This window comes from Gymnodinialimonas ulvae, from assembly GCF_037543845.1.
Taxonomy (GTDB): Bacteria; Pseudomonadota; Alphaproteobacteria; order Rhodobacterales; family Rhodobacteraceae; genus Gymnodinialimonas; species Gymnodinialimonas ulvae.
This window is the reverse complement of sequence record NZ_JBBIFX010000003.1, coordinates 422,509-442,173: the sequence shown is the minus strand read 5'-3', so window position 1 is coordinate 442,173 and position 19,665 is coordinate 422,509. Positions and strand designations below refer to the sequence as shown.

The window sequence follows — 19,665 nt, the reverse complement described above, 5'->3', positions numbered from 1 at the left end:
TCTCTGGAGGGTCCCCAAGACGGAGCCTTTCGATGGACGGCGATACCGCCATCACAATCGACCTGCTGAGCAGTCTGTCGCAGATTGATGCGGTGGAGTGGGATGCCTGTGCCTGCCCCGAAGACGGGCGGCCACGGGACCCGTTCACCACCTATCGGTTTCTTGACGCCTTGGAGCAATCTGGCAGCGTCGGGCCCGGCAGCGGTTGGCAACCGCGCTATCTTGTGGCGCGCAACGATGGCGCGGTGATCGCGGCGGCGCCGATGTATGCCAAGGGCCATAGTCAGGGTGAGTATATCTTCGACCACAATTGGGCCCATGCCTATGAGAATGCGGGGGGCGAATATTACCCCAAGCTGCAGATCGCGGCGCCGTTCACGCCCGCCACGGGCCGGCGGTTCCTGACGCGTCCGGGATGGGAAGCGGTTGGTATTTCTGCGCTGATCCAGGGAGCGGTGCAGATCGCCGCCGACAATGACCTGTCGTCACTCCATGTCACCTTCTGCACCGAGGAGGAGGCGATTGCCGGCGAGAAGATCGGCCTGATGCGCCGCGCGTCGCAGCAATTCCATTGGGTCAACGACGGTTACGCGACATTCGACGATTTCCTGGGCTCCCTGTCGAGCCGCAAGCGCAAGAACATCCGCAAGGAGCGAGAACGGGCGCAGAACTTCGGCGGTGAGATCGTGTCGCTGACCGGCGATGCCATCAAGCCCGAGCATTGGGACGCCTTCTGGCGCTTCTATCAGGACACCGGCGCGCGGAAATGGGGCACGCCCTACCTCACCCGCGATTTCTTCGACTGCGCCCATGCCACGATGGCCGATGATATGCTGCTGTGTCTGGCGCTGCGCGACGGCGTGCCGGTGGCCGGTGCGCTCAACTTCATCGGGGCCGAGGTGCTTTACGGCCGCTACTGGGGCTGCACCGAGGATCACCCCTGCCTGCATTTCGAGCTGTGCTATTATCAGGCCATTGATCACGCGATTGCCCATGGCCTGAAACGTGTCGAAGCGGGCGCGCAGGGAACCCATAAGCTTGCCCGGGGTTATATGCCCGTCACCACGCACTCATTGCATTGGGTGCGCGATGCGGGATTCGCTGAGGCGATCGGTAAATATCTGGATGCCGAACGCGCCGCAGTGGACGAGGAAATCGAAGTTCTGACTGGCTACGGCCCGTTCAGAAAAGCACAAGTGGAGGAGCCGGAATGACGGCGGAGAACCTGCAAGGCACAGATCGCGACGCGGCTTTGGCCGAGGTCACGGCACGTGGCTGGAGCCATGACGACAGCCGAGATGCGATCACGAAGACCTTTACCTTCACCGATTTCTCTGAGGCCTTCGGCTGGATGACCCGCGTTGCGATGGTGGCGGAACAGATGAACCACCACCCGGAATGGTCGAATGTCTACAAGACCGTCGATGTCACCCTGACCACACATGACGTGGACGGGATCTCGACGCTGGATATCGCCATGGCGTCGAAGATGGATCGCCTCGCGGTCTGACCCGCATTCCGGGGCCAACGCAAGGGCCCGAAATGGACTTTGAGAATATTCTGAATACCGAAATCGCCGCCGGCACGACCGTAGGCGATATTTTTTCCGTGGAATTCATGGCCAGCATTCTGGGCAGTGTCGTCGCCGCGATCCTGATCCTGATCGTGGCCGTGATCTTTGCCGGTTGGGTGAAAAGGCGCATCCGCAAGATTGGCGAGAAGCACAAGCATCTCGACAACACGCTGTTTGCCTTCCTCGGCAACATCGCGCGCTACGTCATCATGGCGTTTGCGCTTTTGTTCATCCTCAACACATTCGGGGTGCAGACAACGTCGATCATCGCAGCGCTGGGTGCGGCTGGCGTGGCAATCGGTCTCGCACTTCAAGGCACGTTGTCGAACGTAGCCGCCGGTATCATGATCATCCTCTTCCGCCCCGTCAAAATCGGCGATTTCGTGGAGGTTGGCGATGTCACGGGGACCGTCAAGAACATCTCGCTCAACATGACCGAGCTGGCCAGCATCGGGAACGTGCAGATCTTCGTGCCGAACGCGGATGTTTGGGGCAACGAGATCAAGAACTACTCTGGCTACGACACCCGCCGCGCGGAGTGGAGCTTTGGCGTCGGCTATGGTGTGAACCTTGCGCAGGCCGAGCAGATCATTCGCGATGTGCTCTCCGACGATAGTCGTACGCATTCCGATCCGGCGCCTTGGGTGCAGGTCAACACGCTCAACGACAGCTCGGTCGATTTCCTCGTCCGAGCCTGGGTGGACCAACCGCAGTACTGGGATTACCAGGCCGACATCAAACGCAAGGTCAAAGAAGCCTTCGACGCGAAGGATATCGACATTCCGTTTCCGACGCGCACGCTGGTCCACGACAACGCGCCCATCCGCCTCTCCGCCCAACCGCAGGACATGGCGGCAGAATAATCAAAAAAACGCCCCGAAGTGGTCTTCGGGGCGTTTTCATTGACGCGGGGTCGGTGTTGCCCCGGGCTCAGATCGCGTCCAGGAGCGTCTCACCGGCAGACACTTCGCAGACGCCCGGGCCTTCCTCGACGTTGATCACCTTCACCACACCATCCTCTGCATACATCGCGTAGCGGCGCGAGCGGTCGAAAAAGCCCACCGGTTCCGCCGTCCAGTTCATGCCGATGGCCTTGGTGAATGCCGCCGCCGCGTCACCCAACATCGTGATCCCCGCGCCCTTTGCGCCGGTGCTGTCGCCCCAGGCGTCCATCACGAAAGGATCGTTAACCGAGATGCAGATGATCTCATCCACACCCTTCGCATCGAACCCATCCTTGGTGCGCATGAACGACGGCACATGGGCCGAGGTGCAAGTGCCGGTATACGCGCCGGGCAGGCCGAAGATCACCACCTTGCGGCCCTTGGTCAGGCTCTCCATCTCGACGCTTTCGGGGCCGTCGGCACCGATGCGAAGGACGGTGGCATTGGGCAGTGTATCGCCTGCGGAAATGGACATCGGGGTTCTCTCCTGCTTGTCGAGTGGTTTGAAGCGGATATAGGGTCCGCCGGGAACACGCCAACAGGAAAGCGCCATGGATCGGATAATCGTCATCGGGGCCGGACAGGCCGGAGCGTCTTGTGTGGCCAAGTTGCGGGCCGAGGGGTTTGACGGCGCGCTCACCCTGATTGGTGATGAACCGGCCCCACCCTATCAGCGCCCGCCCTTGTCAAAGGCCTATCTGCTTGGCGACATGGCGTTGGAGCGTCTGTATCTGCGGCCCTCCGATTGGTATGCGGAAAACACTATTGATCTGCGCATGGGGCAGGCCGTTGAGGCCGTGGATGCGGCGGCCAAGACGGTGACGGTCGCCGGAGCGGCGTTGCCCTATGACGCGCTGGTGTTCGCCACCGGCTCCACCCCGCGTCGCTTGCCGGCCGAGATCGGCGGGTCGCTCAAAGGTGTGCATGTGGTGCGCACGTTGGCCGATGTGGATGCAATGGAGCCCGAGGTCACGCCTGATCGCAGGGTGTTGATCGTGGGTGGCGGCTACATCGGGTTGGAGGCCGCGGCAGTGGCGCGCAAACGCGGTATGGACGTGACCCTGATCGAGGCCGCGCCGCGCATTCTGGGCCGCGTCGCCTGTGCCGAGACGGCGGGCTACTTTCGCGATCTGCACGGCGCTCACGGGGTGACGATCCGCGAAAATGTCGGGCTGGAGTGCCTGAATGCTGCTGATGGCCGGGTTGTTGGGGCCGTTCTGACCAATGGGGAAGAGCATCCCTATGACATGGTGATTGCCGGGATCGGCGTGACGCCGAACGACGTTTTGGCGGAAATGGCCGGCGTGACGTTGGATAACGGCATTGCCACGAACGCGCGCGGGCAGACCTCGGACCCTGCGATCTGGGCGGCGGGCGATTGTGCATCGCTGCCGTACCGGGGCGCGCGCATCCGGTTGGAGAGCGTACAAAACGCGATTGATCAGGCGGAGGCGGTGGCGAAAAACATCCTTGGCTTGGGCGAGGATTACGTGCCCAAGCCGTGGTTCTGGTCGGACCAATACGATGTGAAGCTGCAGATCGCGGGCCTGAACATGGGCTATGACAGCGTGGCGGTGCGCGATGGCGGCAAGGCGCGGTCGCATTGGTACTACAAGGGCGCGGCGTTGCTGGCCGTGGACGCAATGAACGATCCGCGCGGCTACATGATCGGCAAGCGGTTGATCGAGGCGGGCAAGTCGCCCGCGCCCGAGGTTGTGGCGGATCCGGAGAGCGATTTGAAAGCGTTGTTGAAGGCATGAGGCCAGTGTCTTGAGGATTGTTGGCGGTCGTCTCCGCGGCAAGAAGCTGGCCGAGGTCGGCGCGGGCGATGCGGCGGCGCATCTGCGACCCACAACGGACCGGGTGCGCGAGAGCCTGTTCAACCTGCTGATCAATGGCCGCAATGGCGATCTTGTGCACGGTACGCGTGTGCTTGACCTTTTCGCGGGCACCGGCGCGCTGGGTCTGGAGGCGTTGAGCCGGGGCGCGGTGTCTGCCACCTTTGTTGACAACGGTACGGCGGCGCGCGCGCTTTTGCGCGAAAACATCGAAGCCTGCGCCGCGCAGGGGGTCACCAAGGTGTTTCGCAAGGATGTCCGCCAGATCGGCCCCGCGCGGGAGGCCTGCGACCTGATCTTCCTCGACCCGCCCTATGGGCAGGGATTGGGCGAAGAGATCCTGCCGGTCCTGCGCGCGGAAGGCTGGCTGGCGCCGGGTGCGACCCTGGTCTGGGAAGAGGCCACAGCCCCGATCATCCCCGCGTCGTTCGAGACCCTCGATCAACGCAGCTACGGCAACACAACCATCACCCTGTTGAGGCATCCATGACCCCCGATCTTGTCATTTTCGATTGTGACGGCGTGCTTGTAGACAGCGAGCGGCCCGCCAATGAGGTGATGATCGCAAGCATCGCGCGCTACGGCGTGACGGTCAGTATCGAGTACGCAATGGAGCATTTCGTCGGCGGCACGATGCAGGGCGTGTTCGACAAGGCGCGCGCGTTGGGTGCGGACTTGCCCGACGATTGGATCCCCGAGATTTACGCGCAGATCTTTGACCGCCTGCGCGAAGGGGTCGACGCGATCCCCGGTGTGATCGACGTGCTCGACCGGCTCGATGCGGCGGGCGTGCCGTATTGCGTGGCCTCCAACGGCGCGGAGGCGAAGATGGCGATCACGCTGGGCGGCACCGGTATCGCGGACCGGATGGGCGGGCGGCTGTTCTCGGCCTACACTTTGGGGGTGTCGAAACCCGACCCTGAGCTGTTCCTGATCGCTGCGCGGGAGATGGGCGTGGCCCCGGACCGCGCCGTTGTGATCGAGGATAGCCCCTCCGGTGCGCTCGGTGCAGAGCGCGCGGGCATGCGGTGCTTCGGCTATGCGCCGCATGGCGATGATAGGCTTGCCGCGCACGGCGCACGGGTGTTTCGCGATATGGCTGACCTGCCCGAATTGCTTGGCCTGACGTAATCCACAAAAACCACATGCAGTAGGTCTTGTTTACCGAATCTCAATATGGGACCTTCACGCCATAACGAGCACTCGAAACAAACTCTAGACAGGCTGCCCTCCACCCATGCTGGTCGCGCATCCCGACGCCTCTGCCCTGCTGAAGTCGACCTTCGGCTTCGATGCCTTTCGGCCCGGTCAGGCCGAGATCGTGGAAGCCGTGGCAAGCGGCAAGAACGTGCTGGCGATCATGCCCACGGGGGGTGGCAAATCGCTGTGTTTCCAATTGCCAGCCCTGATGCGCGATGGCGTGACGGTTGTGATCTCGCCGCTGATCGCTTTGATGCGCGATCAGGTGCGCGGCCTGCGTGAAGCGGGGGTTGCGGCCGGCGCGCTGACCTCCGGCAACACGCCCGAGGAAACCGATGCCGTCTGGGACGCTCTGCAAAACGGCACCCTGAAACTGCTCTATATCGCGCCTGAACGCCTTGCCTCGAGTGGCACCGAACGGATGCTCAGCCGTGCAGGCGTCAGCCTGATCGCCGTCGATGAAGCCCATTGCGTCAGCCAATGGGGCCACGATTTTCGCCCCGACTACCTGCGCATCGGTGCGCTGCGCCGGGCGCTAAACGTGCCCATCGCCGCCTTCACCGCCACCGCCGATGCGGAAACCCGCACGGAAATCTGCCATCGCCTGTTCGATGACCAATCGCCCGAGGTCTTCCTGCGCGGCTTTGACCGCCCCAACCTTGCGCTTGCCTTCGAGGTCAAGAACCAGCCCCGGCAACAGATCCTCAGCTTCGCCGCCGCCCGCAAGGGGCAATCCGGCATCGTCTATTGCGGCACCCGCGCCAAGACCGAGACGCTCGCGCAGGGGTTGCGCGAAGCGGGTCACAACGCCTGCTACTATCACGCCGGCATGGACGTGGATGACCGCCGCATCGTCGAGGGCCGGTTTAACGCCGAGGATGGCTTGATCGTCTGCGCCACGGTGGCCTTCGGGATGGGCGTCGACAAACCCGATATCCGTTGGGTCGCCCATGCCGATCTGCCGAAGTCGATCGAAGGCTATTATCAGGAAATCGGCCGCGCGGGCCGTGACGGTGCGCCCGCCGACACGCTGACGCTTTATGGTCCCGATGACATCCGCTTTCGCCGCACCCAGATCGACGAAGGTCTGGCTCCGCCCGAACGCAAGGACGCCGATCATGCCCGCCTCAACGCGCTTCTGGGGCTGGCCGAGGCGCAGGGGTGTCGGCGGCAGGTGCTGCTGGGGTATTTCGGCGAAGCGGCCGAGGATTGCGGCAATTGCGATCTCTGCGAAAAGCCGCCCGAGCTGTTTGATGCCTCCGTCGCCGTGCAAAAAGCGCTCAGCGCGATGTTGCGCACCGGTGAATATTTCGGTGCGGGGCATTTGATTGATGTGCTTCTGGGGGCCGACAACGACAAGATCCGCCAACGCGGGCACGACCGGCTGTCGGTCTATGGCGTCGGCACCGAATTCGACAAACGGCAATGGCAGGCCGTGTTCCGGCAGATGATGGGGCGCGATCTTGTGCGCCCCGATCCTGCCCGCCACGGCGCGTTTCGCATGACCGAGGCCGCGCGCCCGATCCTGCGGGGCGAGGCCTCCATCACGCTGCGCCGCGACACGATCACCAAGGCGCCGCGCCGCCCCGCCGTGAAGATGCTGGTGTCCGAGGAAGACGCGCCGCTCTTGTCCGCTTTGAAGGCCAAACGCCGCGCGCTGGCCGAAGAGTCCCGCGTGCCTGCCTACGTTATCTTCACCGACAAGACGTTGATCGAGATGGCCGAAACCAAGCCCGACACTCTGGATGCGATGGCGCGGATTTCCGGTGTCGGCGCCACCAAGTTGGAACGTTACGGCGCGGCCTTCCTTCAGATCGTCACCGGCGACGCGCCCGAGCCGGTACACCCCGCCCGCCGGGCTTTGGCCGGGCGCGAGGCTGGGGATGTGTTCGACCGGCTGATGGAAGTCAGTCAGGAGCTGATGCGCGGCGATGATGGCGCTGGCAAATACCTGTCCGTCACGCATTCGACCCTGCGCAAGATCGCCGAACGCAAGCCCGACAGTCTGGAAGCGCTGACCCGTATCGGCGGGATGTCCGATCAGAAAGCCGACCGGTTTGGCGAGGCCTTCCTGGACGTGCTGAGAGAGGCTGGATAACCGGCGCGTCGCGCTTACATCTGAGCCAACAGAAGGATGATCGATATGCTGAGTGTGATTTCCCCCGCCAAACGTCTCGATTGGACCGAGCGGACCGCGCAGATGACCGCGCCCGACTTCACCGAAGACGCCGTCAAACTCGCGCGCGTGGCCAAACGGCTCAGCCAGAAGGAGCTGTCGAAGCTGATGGACATCAGCGCCGACCTCGCCAAGCTCAACGCCGACCGCTTCAAGGCGTTCGAAGATGCGCCCGAGGGAGAACGCCCCGCGGCGCTCGCCTTCGCGGGCGACACTTACATCGGTCTGGAGGCGGCGAGCCTTGATCCCGACACCATGACCTACGCGCAGGACCATCTGCGCATCCTGTCCGGCCTTTACGGCTTGCTGCGTCCGCTCGATGCGATCCGTCCCTACCGTCTGGAAATGGGCAGCCGCCTGAAGACACGCAAAGGGGCCAATCTCTACGCCTATTGGGGCCCGCGAATTGCCGAAGCGCTGAACGAAAATGCGGCGCAGGTCGGAACGGACACGCTCGTGAATTGTGCCTCCGTCGAATATTTTTCCGCCGTGGATGAAACGGCGCTCGACCTGCAGATCGTCACGCCGCAGTTCTATGAAGACAAACCGGGCGGCCCAAAGATCGTCAGCTTCTTTGCCAAGAAAGCCCGCGGCGCGATGGCCCGTTTCATCGTCGAACGCCGCCTGACCTCTCCCGATCAGATCCTCGATTTCGACACCGGCGGCTACGCCCACGCGCCAGAGCTCAGCGCCCCCGGAAAACCCGCTTTCTTCCGCACGGAAGCCAACGCCAAGGCCGCCGCCTGAGCGGGCGGGTGCCCTTTCATCTTGCCAAAAAAACCTCGGGGGTCAGCGCCCTTTCCCATGGAAAGGGTGCGTAGGGGGCAGCGCCCCCTCCTACAAGAGAACGGGCAGCGCACCCTCGAACAAAAAACCGGCAGCGCCCTTTAGAAAACATGGTTTTCAGATCATTAAGAAGACCCATGTTCCCAAACGAATACAAAGACATAGATCCCCTGATCAACCTTGAGCAAAAGCTGCGAGGAGGGCCGACAGGCCTGAGGAGCGGTGAGCTTAGTGATCGGGTTTCGACGCTTCGAACGCGGCCGCCTGCTCTGCGCTGGCCTCGGTCTGATACTTGGCTTTCCACTCCGCATAGGGCATCCCGTAGACCACCTCCCGCGCGGCCTCCTTGTCGATCTCCACACTCCGCGCAGCCGCCTCTTCCTGATACCAACGGCTCAGGCAGTTTCGGCAGAACCCGGTCAGGTTCATCATGTCGATGTTCTGCACATCGCGGCGCTCATCGAGATGCTGCAGGAGGCGGCGAAAGGCGGCGGCTTCCAGCTCGGTTTGCGTGGGCTCTGACATCATGGTCTCCTCTGTGTCGGATCAAAGATCGGCATGGGCGCGGGCATCTTCAAGCACACCTGCCAATCGTTTGCCCCAGGCCGCCTGCTGCGTCGGTGTCTCGATCAGATCGTTGCGCAGTTCGACCAGCACATGCTTGCGCCCCGCCTGAATGCCATGCCGGTCCAGCGCGTCGCCGGGAAGCTGGCCCGAATAGGGCGCGTTGTCCCCGACGCAGAGATCCCCCTCCACGATCAGCCGGTCGATCAACGGCGTGGCCAGTCTCCGGTCCTCAGCATAAAGCACGCCGATGTGCCACGGACGCGGCGGGCGGCCGACGAATTGCGGTGTGAAACTGTGCACCGACACAATCAGCGGATCGTCCCGGGCGGCCAGAACCTCGGAAATCATCGCATGGTAGGGCCGATGGTAGAGCGCCAGACGCCGCTCTACCTCCGCCGGGTCAACGCCGCGATTGGCGGGAATGATCGAGCCGTCGTAAACCTGCATCAGTAGCGTCGGATCATCTTCGCCGCGGTTCGGGTCGATCACGAGCCGCGAATAGGTGGAAGCCACGACTGGCGCGTCCAGCGCCGCCCCCAGCGCTTCGGCAACGCCCAGAGCGCCCACATCATAAGCAATGTGGCGTGCCATATCCTGCGCGGGCAGCCCGAGGTCTCCGTCCGCCACCTCGACCGGCACGCGATTGCTGGCGTGATCGCAAGTCACGACCCACCGCCCGGCCCGGTCGGCCCCGGTCAATGTGCAGGCATCTGCCATTTTGTCCTTCAAGTCCCCACATGTTCGGTTGGCTGCGACGTGGGTAAATCGCCGCAATCCCAATGACCAGCCCGTCAGCGGTTGTTCCGCATCTGGATTTGCGTCTATGTGAGGCGCAATCGAAAGATGATAGCGCCAACATGCCATCTGGCAGGCAGTGCGAGGGATCTGGGGGAAAGATGTCCATGAAACGCGACCGCAATGTAAAAATCGTCGCCACGCTTGGACCTGCGTCCAACGATTACGAGGTGATCCGGGCCCTGCACGAGGCCGGCGCGGATGTTTTCCGCCTCAACATGTCCCATGGCGATCACTCCGAGATTGCCGCGCGCCATGCGATCATCCGCCAGATCGAGGTGGATCTCGGGCGCCCGATTGCGATTCTCGCCGACCTGCAGGGCCCGAAACTGCGCTGCGGAGTATTCGCCAACGACGAAGGCCATGACCTCGAAGACGGCGCGACGTTCCGCTTCGACCTCGACGACACGCCCGGCGACGCCAGCCGCGTGCAACTGCCGCACAAGGAAATCTTCGACGCGCTCGAGCCCGGCGCCACTTTGTTGGTCAATGACGGCAAGATCCGTGTGAAAGTGCTGGAATGCGGGGCGGATTTCGCCAAATGCGAGGTTCTGGCCGGTGGCCGGATCTCGAACCGCAAAGGCGTGAACGTGCCGGACGTGGTGCTGCCGCTGGCGGCACTCTCCGACAAGGACCGCAAGGATCTCGAATTTGTGTGCGAGTTGGGCGTCGATTGGCTGGCGCTGTCGTTTGTGCAGCGTCCCGAGGACGTGGCCGAGGCGCGCGATCTGGCCAAGGGCCGCGCGGCGATCCTTTCGAAAATCGAAAAACCCGCGGCGGTCACCAATTTCGAAGCCATTCTCGACGCCTCCGATGGCATCATGGTTGCGCGCGGCGATCTGGGCGTGGAATGCCCGGTACAAGCCGTCCCGCCGATCCAGAAGCGTCTGGTGCGCAAATGCCGCAACGCCGCCAAGCCGGTGATCGTCGCCACGCAAATGCTGGAAAGCATGATCGAAAGCCCGATGCCGACCCGCGCCGAAGTCTCGGACGTGGCCGCGGCGATCTATGAGGGCGCCGATGCCGTCATGCTCAGCGCGGAATCCGCCGCGGGCGATTACCCGATCGAAGCGGTGACCACGATGAACAACGTCGCCGAAGAGGTCGAAAGCGATCCGACCTATCGCGATATCATCGAAGCCTCGCGCGGGGGCGACAAGGAAACGGTGGCCGATGCCATTGTCTCTGCGGCGCGCGAGATTGCGGAGACGACGAACATCAAGCTGATCTGTTGCTTCTCCGAGTCGGGGTCCACGGCCGCGTTGACGGCCCGCGAACGGCCCTCCGTTCCGATCCTCGCGCTGACCAGCCGGATGGCGATTGCGCGGCGCATGTGCCTGACGTGGGGGTGCCATTGTGTGAAGGTCGGCAGTGTCGGACGCTTCAAGGAAGCCGTCGTCAGCGCCGTGCGCGCTGCCACAACCGAAAATCTGGCAGATAAATCCGACCTGATCGTTGTGACTGCGGGCGTCCCCTTCGGGCAATCCGGCTCGACCAACATCCTGCGGATCGCGCCCTGTGACGAGCGGCTGATCTACGCCTCCGAGCTGGAATAGGGGTGCAGATCGGCGCGGATATCCTTCTGGTGATTGCCACCATCGTGGCGATCCTGTCGTTCTCGTCGATCATTGCCGCATGGACCGTGCGCCGCTGGCCGTGGGTGCCGATGATCTCGCTCTGCATCGCGCTTGGGATGTTTGCCTTCGTGCATTTCGAAGCATCGGACGGGCTTGTTCCGCTGGATATCCCGGATGCGTTCATCTCGGTGGCAGCACGGATGTTGAACTGATCCTGCGCGCTCAGAGAACCCGCAGGATCAACCATCCGACACCCGCGTAGGGCAGCAGCCCCAACACGATCACCACCCCGTCCCGGGCCAGCATGCCAAGCGCCAGGATCGCCACGCCGATCCCCGCGACGGAGGATGAGAACGGAACGAATTCCAGCAAGGGCATCATCAGGCCGGACACCAGGCAGATCAATTGCGGCACAAAGACCAACGGTCTGCGGGACAACAGGCGAAACCGTTTGGCGGTATGGGTGTCGACCCATACCGCGACTGATCGGATGCGCGTGAAGGCGGCGGTGAGCTTTGCGCCATTGATCTGACGCGACAGGATGAAGTCCGGCAACCACAGGTATTTGCGTCTGGCCAGCATCTGCGCCGAGACGATGGCGATGAAAATCCCCATCAGCGACGAGAACAGGGGTATGCCGCTCAGGGGCGTTGCCACGGCAATCGCGGGCAGCAATAGCACCGGTGTGAAGCTGGCGCGCCCGAACGAATGCAGGATCGTGCGAATATCGGTGAGCTCGACCTCAGCGGCCTGAAGCACGCGGTCGATGATCTCGGGCAGGGACGCGGGTGGGGCCGGATCCGGGGGAGTGTGGTGCGTTTCCATTGCGCCCCGACCTATGTGCCAATGGCCAGCGCATCAAGAACGCATCGTGTGCGCAGACTCCCCTTGTCAGGCGCAGGGTTTGGCTTTATGCGGCAGCTTCCGAACGGTGCGTCCGGCCGAAAACGGCATGCCGCGATGCGCCCGAACCGCTCAGACAAGACTTGAGGAGTTGGAAATGCCGAAGATGAAGACAAAGTCGAGCGCCAAGAAGCGCTTCAAAGTGACGGGCACCGGTAAGGTGATGGCCGCTCAAGCTGGTAAACAGCACGGGATGATCAAGCGGAGCAACAAGTTCCTCCGCAATGCGCGCGGGACAAGCGAACTGTCTGCTCCCGACAGCAAGATCGTCAAATCCTACATGCCATACGACCGCTAAGGAGGCCCGGATATGTCCCGTACCAAAGGTGGAACCGTCACCCATCGTCGCCACAAGAAGGTTCTTGATGCGGCCAAAGGCTATTATGGCGCGCGCTCGCGGAATTTCCGCACCGCCACGCAGGCTGTCGATAAGGCCAACCAATACGCCACGCGCGACCGCAAGGCCCGCAAGCGTCAGTTCCGCGCGCTGTGGATCCAGCGGATCAACGCCGCCGTCCGCGCCCATGACGAAGCTCTGACCTATTCGCGGTTCATCAACGGTCTGGCGAAAGCCGGGATTGAGGTCGACCGCAAGGTCCTCGCCGATCTGGCCGTGCATGAGCCCGAAGCATTCGGTGCCATCGTCGATCAGGCGAAAGCCGCGCTTTAAGCGACACGGCCCGCACATCTGCAAAAGGCGCGTCCCGTCCGGGCGCGCCTTTTTCGTTCGCCTGTGACCCATGTTCTGTGCTCCATTGCGTCGGGGCTATTGGGTGGGCGTATAGATCATCGCGGTGCCATCCCACTGCCAGGTGCCCCGACAGACTTCTGCGAACGGACAGGACCCGCCCTGCACCGCAGTGCCAATGGCCGCTGTCCCGTTGCGCATGTCGAAGGTCGGCGGGATTTCCATGTGGTTCTGGATCACCGTGCTCCACCCGCTGCCGGGCGCGGCGGTCGAGAGGTAGATGAACAGCGCGCAATTGTGCATGCCGCAATTGCCGAGCCCACGCAGCATCGCGAAACCTCCCCCCTCGCATCGGAGCGCGGCGGAATTCACGATCACGTCCTGGGTTCCGTCGGCATCGAGGTCCGCGATGCGGATCGCCCCCTCGCCGAGTGTCACGCCGGTCGGGCATTGCCCGGCCCACCCGGCCTCAAGCTCTGCCCGGGTGATCGGCGCATCCTCTGGCAAGGCTGCGGGCGGCGGGACCTCGGACGGGGGCGGATCGCCGAGGTTGGCGACGGGGTGCATCATCCCGTTGGCATCGGGTGACATGAAGTTGAAGAAATTCGCCCATTCCGTGTGGTAACCCGCCCCCGTTCCACAGCCCTGCAACGCCGCATCGATCGCGGCGGCCGATCCGTTCAGCCGCAAGGTCGATGGCCCGCGTGTGGCAACCTGCAATGTCACGATCGAGCCGCCGCGCAGGGCGTCGATCACCTCGGGCAACAGGCGCACTGTCCAGGCCGGTTCCGCCACGAACAGCAGATAGCGCGCGTTCAGCCACATGGGCCGCCCGTCGACCGTGATCTGCATCTGGCCTTCGGCTTGCTCGGTTTCGCCCTGTAGCCACGCGACACTCAGGTAAGAGGCATCCGCCGCGCAGAGCACCGTCGCGGTCACAAGGTCGCCGCCGTCGCGCTCCGACACCCAGGCGCCGTAGTCGAGAAATTCCGACGGGCCATGTTGCCATTGGCCCCAGAAATGCCCGTCCGCCGCGGCGGGCGCGGCAAGTGTTATCGTAGCGAAAAAGGCGGCAAACCATCGTCTCATGACAGGTCTCCTGCGATAGATTGTGGGTGCAGTTTGCCACGGACGGTACAGGGATCAATGCCAAAAGCCATGATCTTGCAATCCGTCCCTTCTCTGGTAGGTCAGAGGCCGATTTCCAAGGGATGGAGCACGCGACATGGATGGCCTCGACGAGCTGCGCAAAAGCTGGCTGGACCGCATCGGCGGTGCCTCGGATGAGGGCACGCTGGAAGAGTTTCGCGTGGCGGCGCTTGGTAAGAAGGGCGAGATCAGCCTGAAGATGCGCGAGCTTGGCAAGATGACGCCTGACGAACGGCAAGTCGCCGGGCCTGCGTTGAACGCGCTCAAGGATGAAGTCAACGCAGCCCTGACCGCCAAGAAGGCGGGGCTGGCCGATGCCGCGCTGGATGCACGCCTGCAAGCCGAATGGCTTGACGTGACACTACCGTCGCGCCCGCGCCGTCAGGGCACGATCCACCCGGTCAGCCAGGTCATGGAAGAGGTCACCGCGATCTTTGCCGACATGGGGTTTTCCGTCGCCGAGGGCCCGCAGATCGAGACCGATTTCTACAATTTCGACGCGCTGAACATCCCCGGACACCACCCCGCGCGGGCCGAGATGGACACGTTCTACACGCATCGCGCCGAGGGCGATAACCGCCCGCCGCACGTGTTGCGCACCCACACCTCGCCCGTGCAGATCCGCCATATGGAGGCCCACGGCGCGCCCTGCCGCATCATCGCGCCGGGCCGTGTGTACCGCGCCGATTACGATCAGACCCATACGCCGATGTTCCATCAGGTCGAGGGGCTTGTTCTGGGCGAAGATATCTCGATGGCGAACCTGAAATGGGTGCTGGAGGAATTCTATTCCGCCTTCTTCGGCGTCGCCGTCAAAACCCGTTTCCGCGCCTCGCATTTCCCGTTCGTGGAACCGGGCGCGGAGGTCGACATCCAGTGCTCGTTCGAGGGCGGCACGGTGAAGGTCGGCGAGGGCGACGATTGGCTTGAGATACTGGGCTCCGGCATGGTGCACCCCAAGGTGCTGGAGGCCGGCAAGATCGACCCGACCAAGTATCAGGGCTTCGCCTTCGGCATGGGGATCGACCGGATCGCGATGCTGAAATACGGCATCCCGGATCTGCGCGACTTCTTCGCGAGCGATTTGCGGTGGCTGCGGCACTATGGCTTTGGGGCGCTGGAGATTCCGGCGGTTCACGCGGGGGTTTGAGGTACGATCTGGAGTTTGAGAAGCATCTGCTTCTGTTGCTTCAGAAGGGAGGCACTCAACGCTGGACGCACGAAAGCCTCAAGACCGACTCTGGCGAATCCGATCCGATAATTCCGCTTTACGATGAAGTCACGAGACGCGGGAACGACACCTTGTTTCACTTGGAACAGATGGCGGAGCGTGGTTTTGTCAGGGTCTGGAAAACCGACGCAGATTTGACCGTCCGACTGCTTCGGGCCGGGCGCGAAAGGCTGAGGTGGCATCGTGGCAGCACCCCCGTCAGAAAGGTCACGCTGCGCAGCTGGAACTGGTTCAAGATCAAGTTTCGAACGGTCCTTGTGCCCGGGTTCATCCTATACATATTTCCCTTCATCATGATCATACTATCGGTTGAATTGATGAAATGGCTTGGCTTCGAAGGGCGCTAAAGATGATGCGCGAGCGTTGCTGCCAGTCCAATTGGCTCCCCCTAACCAACCCGTGAATTGACACCACGCGCCCGCCGCGTCACCTCACCCCCCATGAAAACGCTCCTAACCCTCGCCGTCCTCCTCCTTACCGCCACCGCCTCCCACGCCTGCACCGGCCAGACCCCGTGCCCCATCGGTGACCGCTCGTATCACGTGCTCGAACCCGACGGCTGGGACGGCGAAACACCCCTCCCGGTCCTCCTCCATTTCCACGGCTGGCAACGCCAAGGCACCCTGATCGTTCAACACGACCGGATCGCCGGTGCCACCGAGCGGCGGGGCGTCCTTCTGGTGGCACCCAACGGCAACAACGGCACCTGGACCTTCCGCACCCCAAATTCGCCCGACGTGCCGTTTGCGCGCGCGGTTCTGGACGATATCGCCGCCCGCTACCCCATCGACGAAGACCAGATCTTCGTGTCGGGCTACAGCTATGGCGCGCGCATGGCGTGGCGGTTCGTGTGCCAGGATGGCGCGGATATCGCGGCGCTTCTGGCCATATCCGGCACCCTTCCGCAAGCGACCTCCTGCCCCACCCACCCGCAAAACGCGCGGCAGGTCTATGGCCTCGACGATCCGGTCCTGCGCTTTCCCTTTGGCCCCAACGGCGAGACGGACCACCCGGTATCGCTCTGGCGCGCGTCCATGGGCTGCGGCGATGGCGCGGTCATCGGCGAATGGCAACAACGTTCGTTCCTGACCCTGACGCGCACCGAATGGGAGTGCGCCGGGGGGCGTGTGGCGCTTGATACGCATCCCGGCGGGCATTTCATCCCCCATGGGTGGATCGCGCGGCAGTTGGACGAATTGCTCGGCCTGCCCAACAGCTACCCCTAGACTTGCCCCCACCCGCTTTCTTTGCCATGTCCGGGGCCGACGAATTGGACCCTTGGGGCATGTTATGAAGTTCACCCTCTCCTGGCTGAAAGATCACCTCGAAACCGAGGCGAGCCTTGCCGATATCCTCGACGCGCTGACCGACCTTGGCCTTGAGGTCGAAGAGGTGGAGGACCGCGCCGCGCGGTTGGCGGATTTCACGCTCGCCAAGGTGATAACGGCCGAAAAACACCCCGATGCGGACCGCCTGCGCGTGTGTCAGGTCGAGACCGATGAAGGCATGCAGCAGATCATCTGCGGCGCGCCCAATGCGCGCGAAGGGATCACCGTGGTCCTTGCCAAACCCGGCACCTATGTGCCCGGCATCGACACGACGATCGGCGTGGGCAAGATCCGGGGTATCGAGAGCTTTGGCATGATGGCCTCCGAGCGCGAGCTTGAGCTGTCCGATGAACATGACGGCATCATCGAATTGCCGTCGGGCGAGGTCGGCGAGCGGTTCGTCGATTGGTTGGCGGAACACGACCCGGCCAAGGTTGATCCGGTGATCGAGATCGCCATCACGCCGAACCGGCAGGACGCGTTGGGCGTGCGCGGGATCGCGCGGGATCTGGCCGCGCGTGGGCTTGGCACGTTGAAGCCCCATGACCCGGCGGAGGTGCTAGGCAGCTTCCCTTGCCCCATTGGCGTGACGATCGACGCCGATACGCTTGACGACGCGCCGCATTTCACCGGGCGTCTGATCAAGGGTGTGAAGAACGGCCCCTCCCCGCAATGGTTGCAGGACCGTCTGCGCGCGATTGGCCTGCGCCCGATCTCGGCGCTTGTCGATATCACCAATTACTTCACCTTCGATCAGAACCGGCCATTGCACGTGTTCGACGCCGATAAGGTGGCGGGCAACCTGCGTGTGCATCGGGCCCAGGGCGGCGAGACGATCACCGCGCTGGATGACAAGGACTATACGCTCGTCGCCGGGCAGGTTGTGATCTCCGATGACAAGGGGCCGGAAAGCATCGCCGGTGTGATGGGCGGGGCCGAGACGGGCTGCACCGAGGACACCGTGAACGTGTTCCTTGAAAGTGCCTGGTGGGAGCCGGTGCGCATCGCCTATACGGGCCGCGAACTGAAAATCAATTCCGACGCCCGCTATCGGTTCGAGCGCGGCGTGGACCCCGAATATACGCGCCCCGGTCTTGAGGCAGCGACTCAGATGGTGCTGGATTTGTGCGGTGGTGAGGCGTCGGAGGTGGTTGAGGCTGGCGCCGCGCCGCAGACTGCGCGCAGCTATCAGCTGGATCCCAAGCGGGTCGAGAGCCTTGTCGGCATGCAGATCGACCGCGACCAACAGGTGCGCATCCTGACCGCGCTTGGCTTTTCGGCCAGCGGCTCGGGCGACACGCTGGAGGTCTGGGTGCCGTCCTGGCGGCGCGATGTGCATGGCGAGGCAGATCTTGTCGAAGAAGTCGCACGCGTGACATCCCTTACGGGTCTCAAGCCGCAGCCCTTGCCGCGTGCCGCAGGTGTGCCCGCGCCCGTCCTGACGCCGATGCAGCTGCGCGAGCGCGCGGCGCGGCGCACGGCGGCGGCGCTCGGCTACAACGAATGCGTCACCTACAGCTTCATCGACAAGGCGTCGGCCGAGCTGTTCGGCGGCGGGTCCGATGCCGTGATGCTCGAAAACCCGATCAGCTCCGAGATGTCGCATATGCGCCCCGCCGTGCTACCCGGCTTGCTGCAGGCGGCGGCCCGCAATCAGGCGCGCGGCATGATGGATATGGCGCTCTTCGAAGTCGGCGCCGCGTTTCATGGCGGTGAGCCCGGCGAACAGCACCTTATCGTCAGCGGCCTTCTGACCGGTCACACCGGCCCGCGTGATCCCCATGGCGCGCGGCGTGCGGTGGATGTGTTCGACGTCAAAGCCGATGCAGAGGCCGTTCTGGCCGCGATCGGGGCGCCCGCCAAGGTACAGATCCTGCGCGGCGCGCGGGAATGGTGGCATCCGGGGCGGCACGGCATGATCTGCCTTGGCCCCAAGAAGGTGCTGGGGATCTTCGGCGAGCTGCATCCAAAGGTGCTGGCGGCGATGGATGTGAAAGGGCCCGCGATGGCCTTCACGATCTTCCCCGAAGAGGTGCCGATGCCGCGCAAGTCCACCGCCAGCCGCGGGGCCGTGACCATGGCCGATCTGCAAGCGGTGGAGCGGGACTTTGCCTTTGTGGTGGCGGCGGATGTGGCCGCGCTTGATCTGGTGAACGCCGCGGCGGGGGCGGACAAGGCCCTGATCGAAGAGGTCCGGGTGTTCGATGAGTTTGTCGGCGGATCGCTTGGCGAGGGCCAGAAATCGCTGGCGATTACCGTGCGGATGCAGCCGACGGACAAGACGCTGACCGAGGACGAGATCGAGGCGGTGGGCGCGAAGATCGTCGAGAAGGTCGCCAAGGCCACCGGCGGCGCATTGCGCGGCTAGCGACTACGCCCCGGTGTCGGGCGTTGCATTTGAGTATTTTTGAAACAAGGAAGGACGCAAGATGACCTTGAAAGTCTATCTGTCGGGCGAAATTCACACCGATTGGCGCGAGCGGATTGTCGATGGATCGGCAGACCTGGACGTGACGTTTTCCGGCCCGGTCACGGACCATGCGGCCAGCGACGATTGCGGCGTTGCGATCCTCGGTGAAGAGCCGAACAAATATTGGCACGACCACAAGGGCGCGATGGTGAATGCCATCCGCACCCGGCACGGTATCGAACAGGCCGATGTCGTCGTCGTGCGTTTCGGCGAGAAATACAAGCAATGGAATGCCGCGTTTGATGCGGGCTTTGCCAGCGCGCTCGGCAAGCCGTTGATCGTGTTGTCGATGCCCGAACATCAGCATCCGTTGAAAGAAGTCCACGCCGCCGCGCTGGCGGTTGCGGAAGAGCCCGAGCAGGTGGTTCAGGTGCTGCGCTACGTGTTGACGGGCGCGCTTCCGGCCTAGGCGCGGGCCACGTCTCTCGGATATCGCGTGG

22 protein-coding genes are annotated in these 19,665 nt (G+C 63.3%); 17 read left to right on the top strand and 5 right to left on the bottom strand.

Annotated elements, in window-relative coordinates:
- The first annotated feature begins 32 nt into the window (after positions 1-32).
- Genes V8J83_RS16235 through V8J83_RS16225 form a run of 3 tightly spaced genes read left to right on the top strand, consistent with a single transcriptional unit; the run spans position 33 to position 2,436 of the window.
- Positions 33-1,214, top strand: a complete 1,182-nt coding sequence (locus tag V8J83_RS16235) for a GNAT family N-acetyltransferase (protein WP_339987481.1) — start codon at positions 33-35, stop codon at positions 1,212-1,214.
- Positions 1,211-1,510, top strand: a complete 300-nt coding sequence (locus V8J83_RS16230; protein WP_339987480.1) for a 4a-hydroxytetrahydrobiopterin dehydratase — start codon at positions 1,211-1,213, stop codon at positions 1,508-1,510. The genes V8J83_RS16235 and V8J83_RS16230 overlap by 4 nt, the downstream gene beginning before the upstream one ends.
- Positions 1,511-1,542: 32 nt before the next feature.
- A complete protein-coding gene (locus tag V8J83_RS16225) occupies positions 1,543-2,436 on the top strand; it encodes a mechanosensitive ion channel family protein (protein ID WP_339987479.1) in 894 nt (297 codons plus the stop codon).
- A gap of 67 nt (positions 2,437-2,503) precedes the next feature.
- Here V8J83_RS16225 and V8J83_RS16220 read toward each other — a convergent pair whose 3' ends face one another.
- Positions 2,504-2,992, bottom strand: a complete 489-nt coding sequence (locus V8J83_RS16220) for a peroxiredoxin (RefSeq protein ID WP_339987478.1) — start codon at positions 2,990-2,992, stop codon at positions 2,504-2,506.
- A 76-nt stretch (positions 2,993-3,068) separates the two neighbouring features.
- Here V8J83_RS16220 and V8J83_RS16215 point away from each other — a divergent pair, with 76 nt between their 5' ends.
- The 5 genes from V8J83_RS16215 (at position 3,069) to yaaA (ending at position 8,478) form a co-directional block, all read left to right on the top strand.
- Complete coding sequence (locus V8J83_RS16215) at positions 3,069-4,277, top strand: NAD(P)/FAD-dependent oxidoreductase (RefSeq protein ID WP_339987477.1); 1,209 nt, start codon at positions 3,069-3,071, stop codon at positions 4,275-4,277.
- A gap of 10 nt (positions 4,278-4,287) precedes the next feature.
- Positions 4,288-4,845 carry a 16S rRNA (guanine(966)-N(2))-methyltransferase RsmD gene (gene rsmD, locus V8J83_RS16210; RefSeq protein WP_339987476.1) on the top strand — a complete coding sequence of 186 codons (558 nt, stop codon included), beginning with the start codon at positions 4,288-4,290 and terminating at the stop codon, positions 4,843-4,845.
- The gene (locus V8J83_RS16205; RefSeq protein WP_339987475.1) at positions 4,842-5,486 is read left to right on the top strand and encodes an HAD family hydrolase; all 645 of its coding nucleotides are present in this window, start codon (positions 4,842-4,844) and stop codon (positions 5,484-5,486) included. The genes rsmD and V8J83_RS16205 overlap by 4 nt, the downstream gene beginning before the upstream one ends.
- A gap of 106 nt (positions 5,487-5,592) precedes the next feature.
- Positions 5,593-7,653 (top strand): DNA helicase RecQ, encoded by a 2,061-nt coding sequence (gene recQ, locus V8J83_RS16200; protein ID WP_339987474.1) that lies wholly within the window; start codon positions 5,593-5,595, stop codon positions 7,651-7,653.
- A 45-nt stretch (positions 7,654-7,698) separates the two neighbouring features.
- A complete protein-coding gene (yaaA, locus tag V8J83_RS16195; protein ID WP_339987473.1) occupies positions 7,699-8,478 on the top strand; it encodes a peroxide stress protein YaaA in 780 nt (259 codons plus the stop codon).
- 267 nt (positions 8,479-8,745) lie between these two features.
- Here yaaA and V8J83_RS16190 read toward each other — a convergent pair whose 3' ends face one another.
- Both V8J83_RS16190 and V8J83_RS16185 read right to left on the bottom strand, forming a co-directional pair.
- The gene (locus tag V8J83_RS16190; protein WP_339987472.1) at positions 8,746-9,042 is read right to left on the bottom strand and encodes a DUF1244 domain-containing protein; all 297 of its coding nucleotides are present in this window, start codon (positions 9,040-9,042) and stop codon (positions 8,746-8,748) included.
- A gap of 21 nt (positions 9,043-9,063) precedes the next feature.
- Complete coding sequence (locus V8J83_RS16185) at positions 9,064-9,801, bottom strand: N-formylglutamate amidohydrolase (protein ID WP_339987692.1); 738 nt, start codon at positions 9,799-9,801, stop codon at positions 9,064-9,066.
- 185 nt (positions 9,802-9,986) lie between these two features.
- Here V8J83_RS16185 and pyk point away from each other — a divergent pair, with 185 nt between their 5' ends.
- Both pyk and V8J83_RS16175 read left to right on the top strand, forming a co-directional pair.
- Positions 9,987-11,435, top strand: a complete 1,449-nt coding sequence (pyk, locus tag V8J83_RS16180) for a pyruvate kinase (protein ID WP_339987471.1) — start codon at positions 9,987-9,989, stop codon at positions 11,433-11,435.
- 2 nt (positions 11,436-11,437) lie between these two features.
- Positions 11,438-11,668 (top strand): hypothetical protein, encoded by a 231-nt coding sequence (locus V8J83_RS16175; RefSeq protein WP_339987470.1) that lies wholly within the window; start codon positions 11,438-11,440, stop codon positions 11,666-11,668.
- 10 nt (positions 11,669-11,678) lie between these two features.
- Here V8J83_RS16175 and V8J83_RS16170 read toward each other — a convergent pair whose 3' ends face one another.
- Positions 11,679-12,281, bottom strand: coding sequence for an exopolysaccharide biosynthesis protein (locus V8J83_RS16170; RefSeq protein WP_339987469.1), 603 nt, complete (start codon positions 12,279-12,281; stop codon positions 11,679-11,681).
- A gap of 175 nt (positions 12,282-12,456) precedes the next feature.
- Here V8J83_RS16170 and rpmI point away from each other — a divergent pair, with 175 nt between their 5' ends.
- A complete protein-coding gene (gene rpmI, locus V8J83_RS16165; protein ID WP_339987468.1) occupies positions 12,457-12,657 on the top strand; it encodes a 50S ribosomal protein L35 in 201 nt (66 codons plus the stop codon).
- Positions 12,658-12,669: 12 nt separating this feature from the next.
- The gene (gene rplT / locus V8J83_RS16160; protein ID WP_339987467.1) at positions 12,670-13,029 is read left to right on the top strand and encodes a 50S ribosomal protein L20; all 360 of its coding nucleotides are present in this window, start codon (positions 12,670-12,672) and stop codon (positions 13,027-13,029) included.
- A 96-nt stretch (positions 13,030-13,125) separates the two neighbouring features.
- Here rplT and V8J83_RS16155 read toward each other — a convergent pair whose 3' ends face one another.
- Complete coding sequence (locus V8J83_RS16155; protein ID WP_339987466.1) at positions 13,126-14,136, bottom strand: hypothetical protein; 1,011 nt, start codon at positions 14,134-14,136, stop codon at positions 13,126-13,128.
- A 136-nt stretch (positions 14,137-14,272) separates the two neighbouring features.
- Here V8J83_RS16155 and pheS point away from each other — a divergent pair, with 136 nt between their 5' ends.
- From pheS to V8J83_RS16130, 5 genes are all read left to right on the top strand, one after another.
- Positions 14,273-15,346, top strand: a complete 1,074-nt coding sequence (gene pheS / locus V8J83_RS16150; protein WP_339987465.1) for a phenylalanine--tRNA ligase subunit alpha — start codon at positions 14,273-14,275, stop codon at positions 15,344-15,346.
- A complete protein-coding gene (locus tag V8J83_RS16145; protein WP_339987464.1) occupies positions 15,343-15,774 on the top strand; it encodes a hypothetical protein in 432 nt (143 codons plus the stop codon). Before pheS ends, V8J83_RS16145 begins: the two co-directional genes overlap by 4 nt.
- Positions 15,775-15,867: 93 nt before the next feature.
- Positions 15,868-16,653: a CE1 family esterase gene (locus V8J83_RS16140; RefSeq protein WP_339987463.1), complete on the top strand. Its 786-nt coding sequence runs from the start codon at positions 15,868-15,870 to the stop codon at positions 16,651-16,653.
- Positions 16,654-16,717: 64 nt separating this feature from the next.
- Positions 16,718-19,123 (top strand): phenylalanine--tRNA ligase subunit beta, encoded by a 2,406-nt coding sequence (pheT, locus tag V8J83_RS16135; protein ID WP_339987462.1) that lies wholly within the window; start codon positions 16,718-16,720, stop codon positions 19,121-19,123.
- A 61-nt stretch (positions 19,124-19,184) separates the two neighbouring features.
- The gene (locus tag V8J83_RS16130; RefSeq protein ID WP_339987461.1) at positions 19,185-19,634 is read left to right on the top strand and encodes a YtoQ family protein; all 450 of its coding nucleotides are present in this window, start codon (positions 19,185-19,187) and stop codon (positions 19,632-19,634) included.
- The last annotated feature ends 31 nt before the right edge of the window (positions 19,635-19,665 follow it).

What these genes read in the sequence shown, in the direction of transcription:
- yaaA (WP_339987473.1), top strand. Translation starts at nt 7,699, where the DNA reads ATGCTGAGTGTGATTTCCCCCGCCAAACGTCTCGATTGGACCGAGCGG.
- V8J83_RS16205 (WP_339987475.1), top strand. Translation starts at nt 4,842, where the DNA reads ATGACCCCCGATCTTGTCATTTTCGATTGTGACGGCGTGCTTGTAGAC.
- V8J83_RS16215 (WP_339987477.1), top strand. Translation starts at nt 3,069, where the DNA reads ATGGATCGGATAATCGTCATCGGGGCCGGACAGGCCGGAGCGTCTTGT.
- V8J83_RS16140 (WP_339987463.1), top strand. Translation starts at nt 15,868, where the DNA reads ATGAAAACGCTCCTAACCCTCGCCGTCCTCCTCCTTACCGCCACCGCC.
- recQ (WP_339987474.1), top strand. Translation starts at nt 5,593, where the DNA reads ATGCTGGTCGCGCATCCCGACGCCTCTGCCCTGCTGAAGTCGACCTTC.
- V8J83_RS16155 (WP_339987466.1), bottom strand. Translation starts at nt 14,136, where the DNA reads ATGAGACGATGGTTTGCCGCCTTTTTCGCTACGATAACACTTGCCGCG.
- V8J83_RS16235 (WP_339987481.1), top strand. Translation starts at nt 33, where the DNA reads ATGGACGGCGATACCGCCATCACAATCGACCTGCTGAGCAGTCTGTCG.
- pheS (WP_339987465.1), top strand. Translation starts at nt 14,273, where the DNA reads ATGGATGGCCTCGACGAGCTGCGCAAAAGCTGGCTGGACCGCATCGGC.
- V8J83_RS16190 (WP_339987472.1), bottom strand. Translation starts at nt 9,042, where the DNA reads ATGTCAGAGCCCACGCAAACCGAGCTGGAAGCCGCCGCCTTTCGCCGC.
- V8J83_RS16230 (WP_339987480.1), top strand. Translation starts at nt 1,211, where the DNA reads ATGACGGCGGAGAACCTGCAAGGCACAGATCGCGACGCGGCTTTGGCC.
- V8J83_RS16185 (WP_339987692.1), bottom strand. Translation starts at nt 9,801, where the DNA reads ATGGCAGATGCCTGCACATTGACCGGGGCCGACCGGGCCGGGCGGTGG.
- rpmI (WP_339987468.1), top strand. Translation starts at nt 12,457, where the DNA reads ATGCCGAAGATGAAGACAAAGTCGAGCGCCAAGAAGCGCTTCAAAGTG.
- rplT (WP_339987467.1), top strand. Translation starts at nt 12,670, where the DNA reads ATGTCCCGTACCAAAGGTGGAACCGTCACCCATCGTCGCCACAAGAAG.
- pyk (WP_339987471.1), top strand. Translation starts at nt 9,987, where the DNA reads ATGAAACGCGACCGCAATGTAAAAATCGTCGCCACGCTTGGACCTGCG.
- V8J83_RS16170 (WP_339987469.1), bottom strand. Translation starts at nt 12,281, where the DNA reads ATGGAAACGCACCACACTCCCCCGGATCCGGCCCCACCCGCGTCCCTG.
- V8J83_RS16130 (WP_339987461.1), top strand. Translation starts at nt 19,185, where the DNA reads ATGACCTTGAAAGTCTATCTGTCGGGCGAAATTCACACCGATTGGCGC.
- V8J83_RS16220 (WP_339987478.1), bottom strand. Translation starts at nt 2,992, where the DNA reads ATGTCCATTTCCGCAGGCGATACACTGCCCAATGCCACCGTCCTTCGC.
- V8J83_RS16225 (WP_339987479.1), top strand. Translation starts at nt 1,543, where the DNA reads ATGGACTTTGAGAATATTCTGAATACCGAAATCGCCGCCGGCACGACC.
- pheT (WP_339987462.1), top strand. Translation starts at nt 16,718, where the DNA reads ATGAAGTTCACCCTCTCCTGGCTGAAAGATCACCTCGAAACCGAGGCG.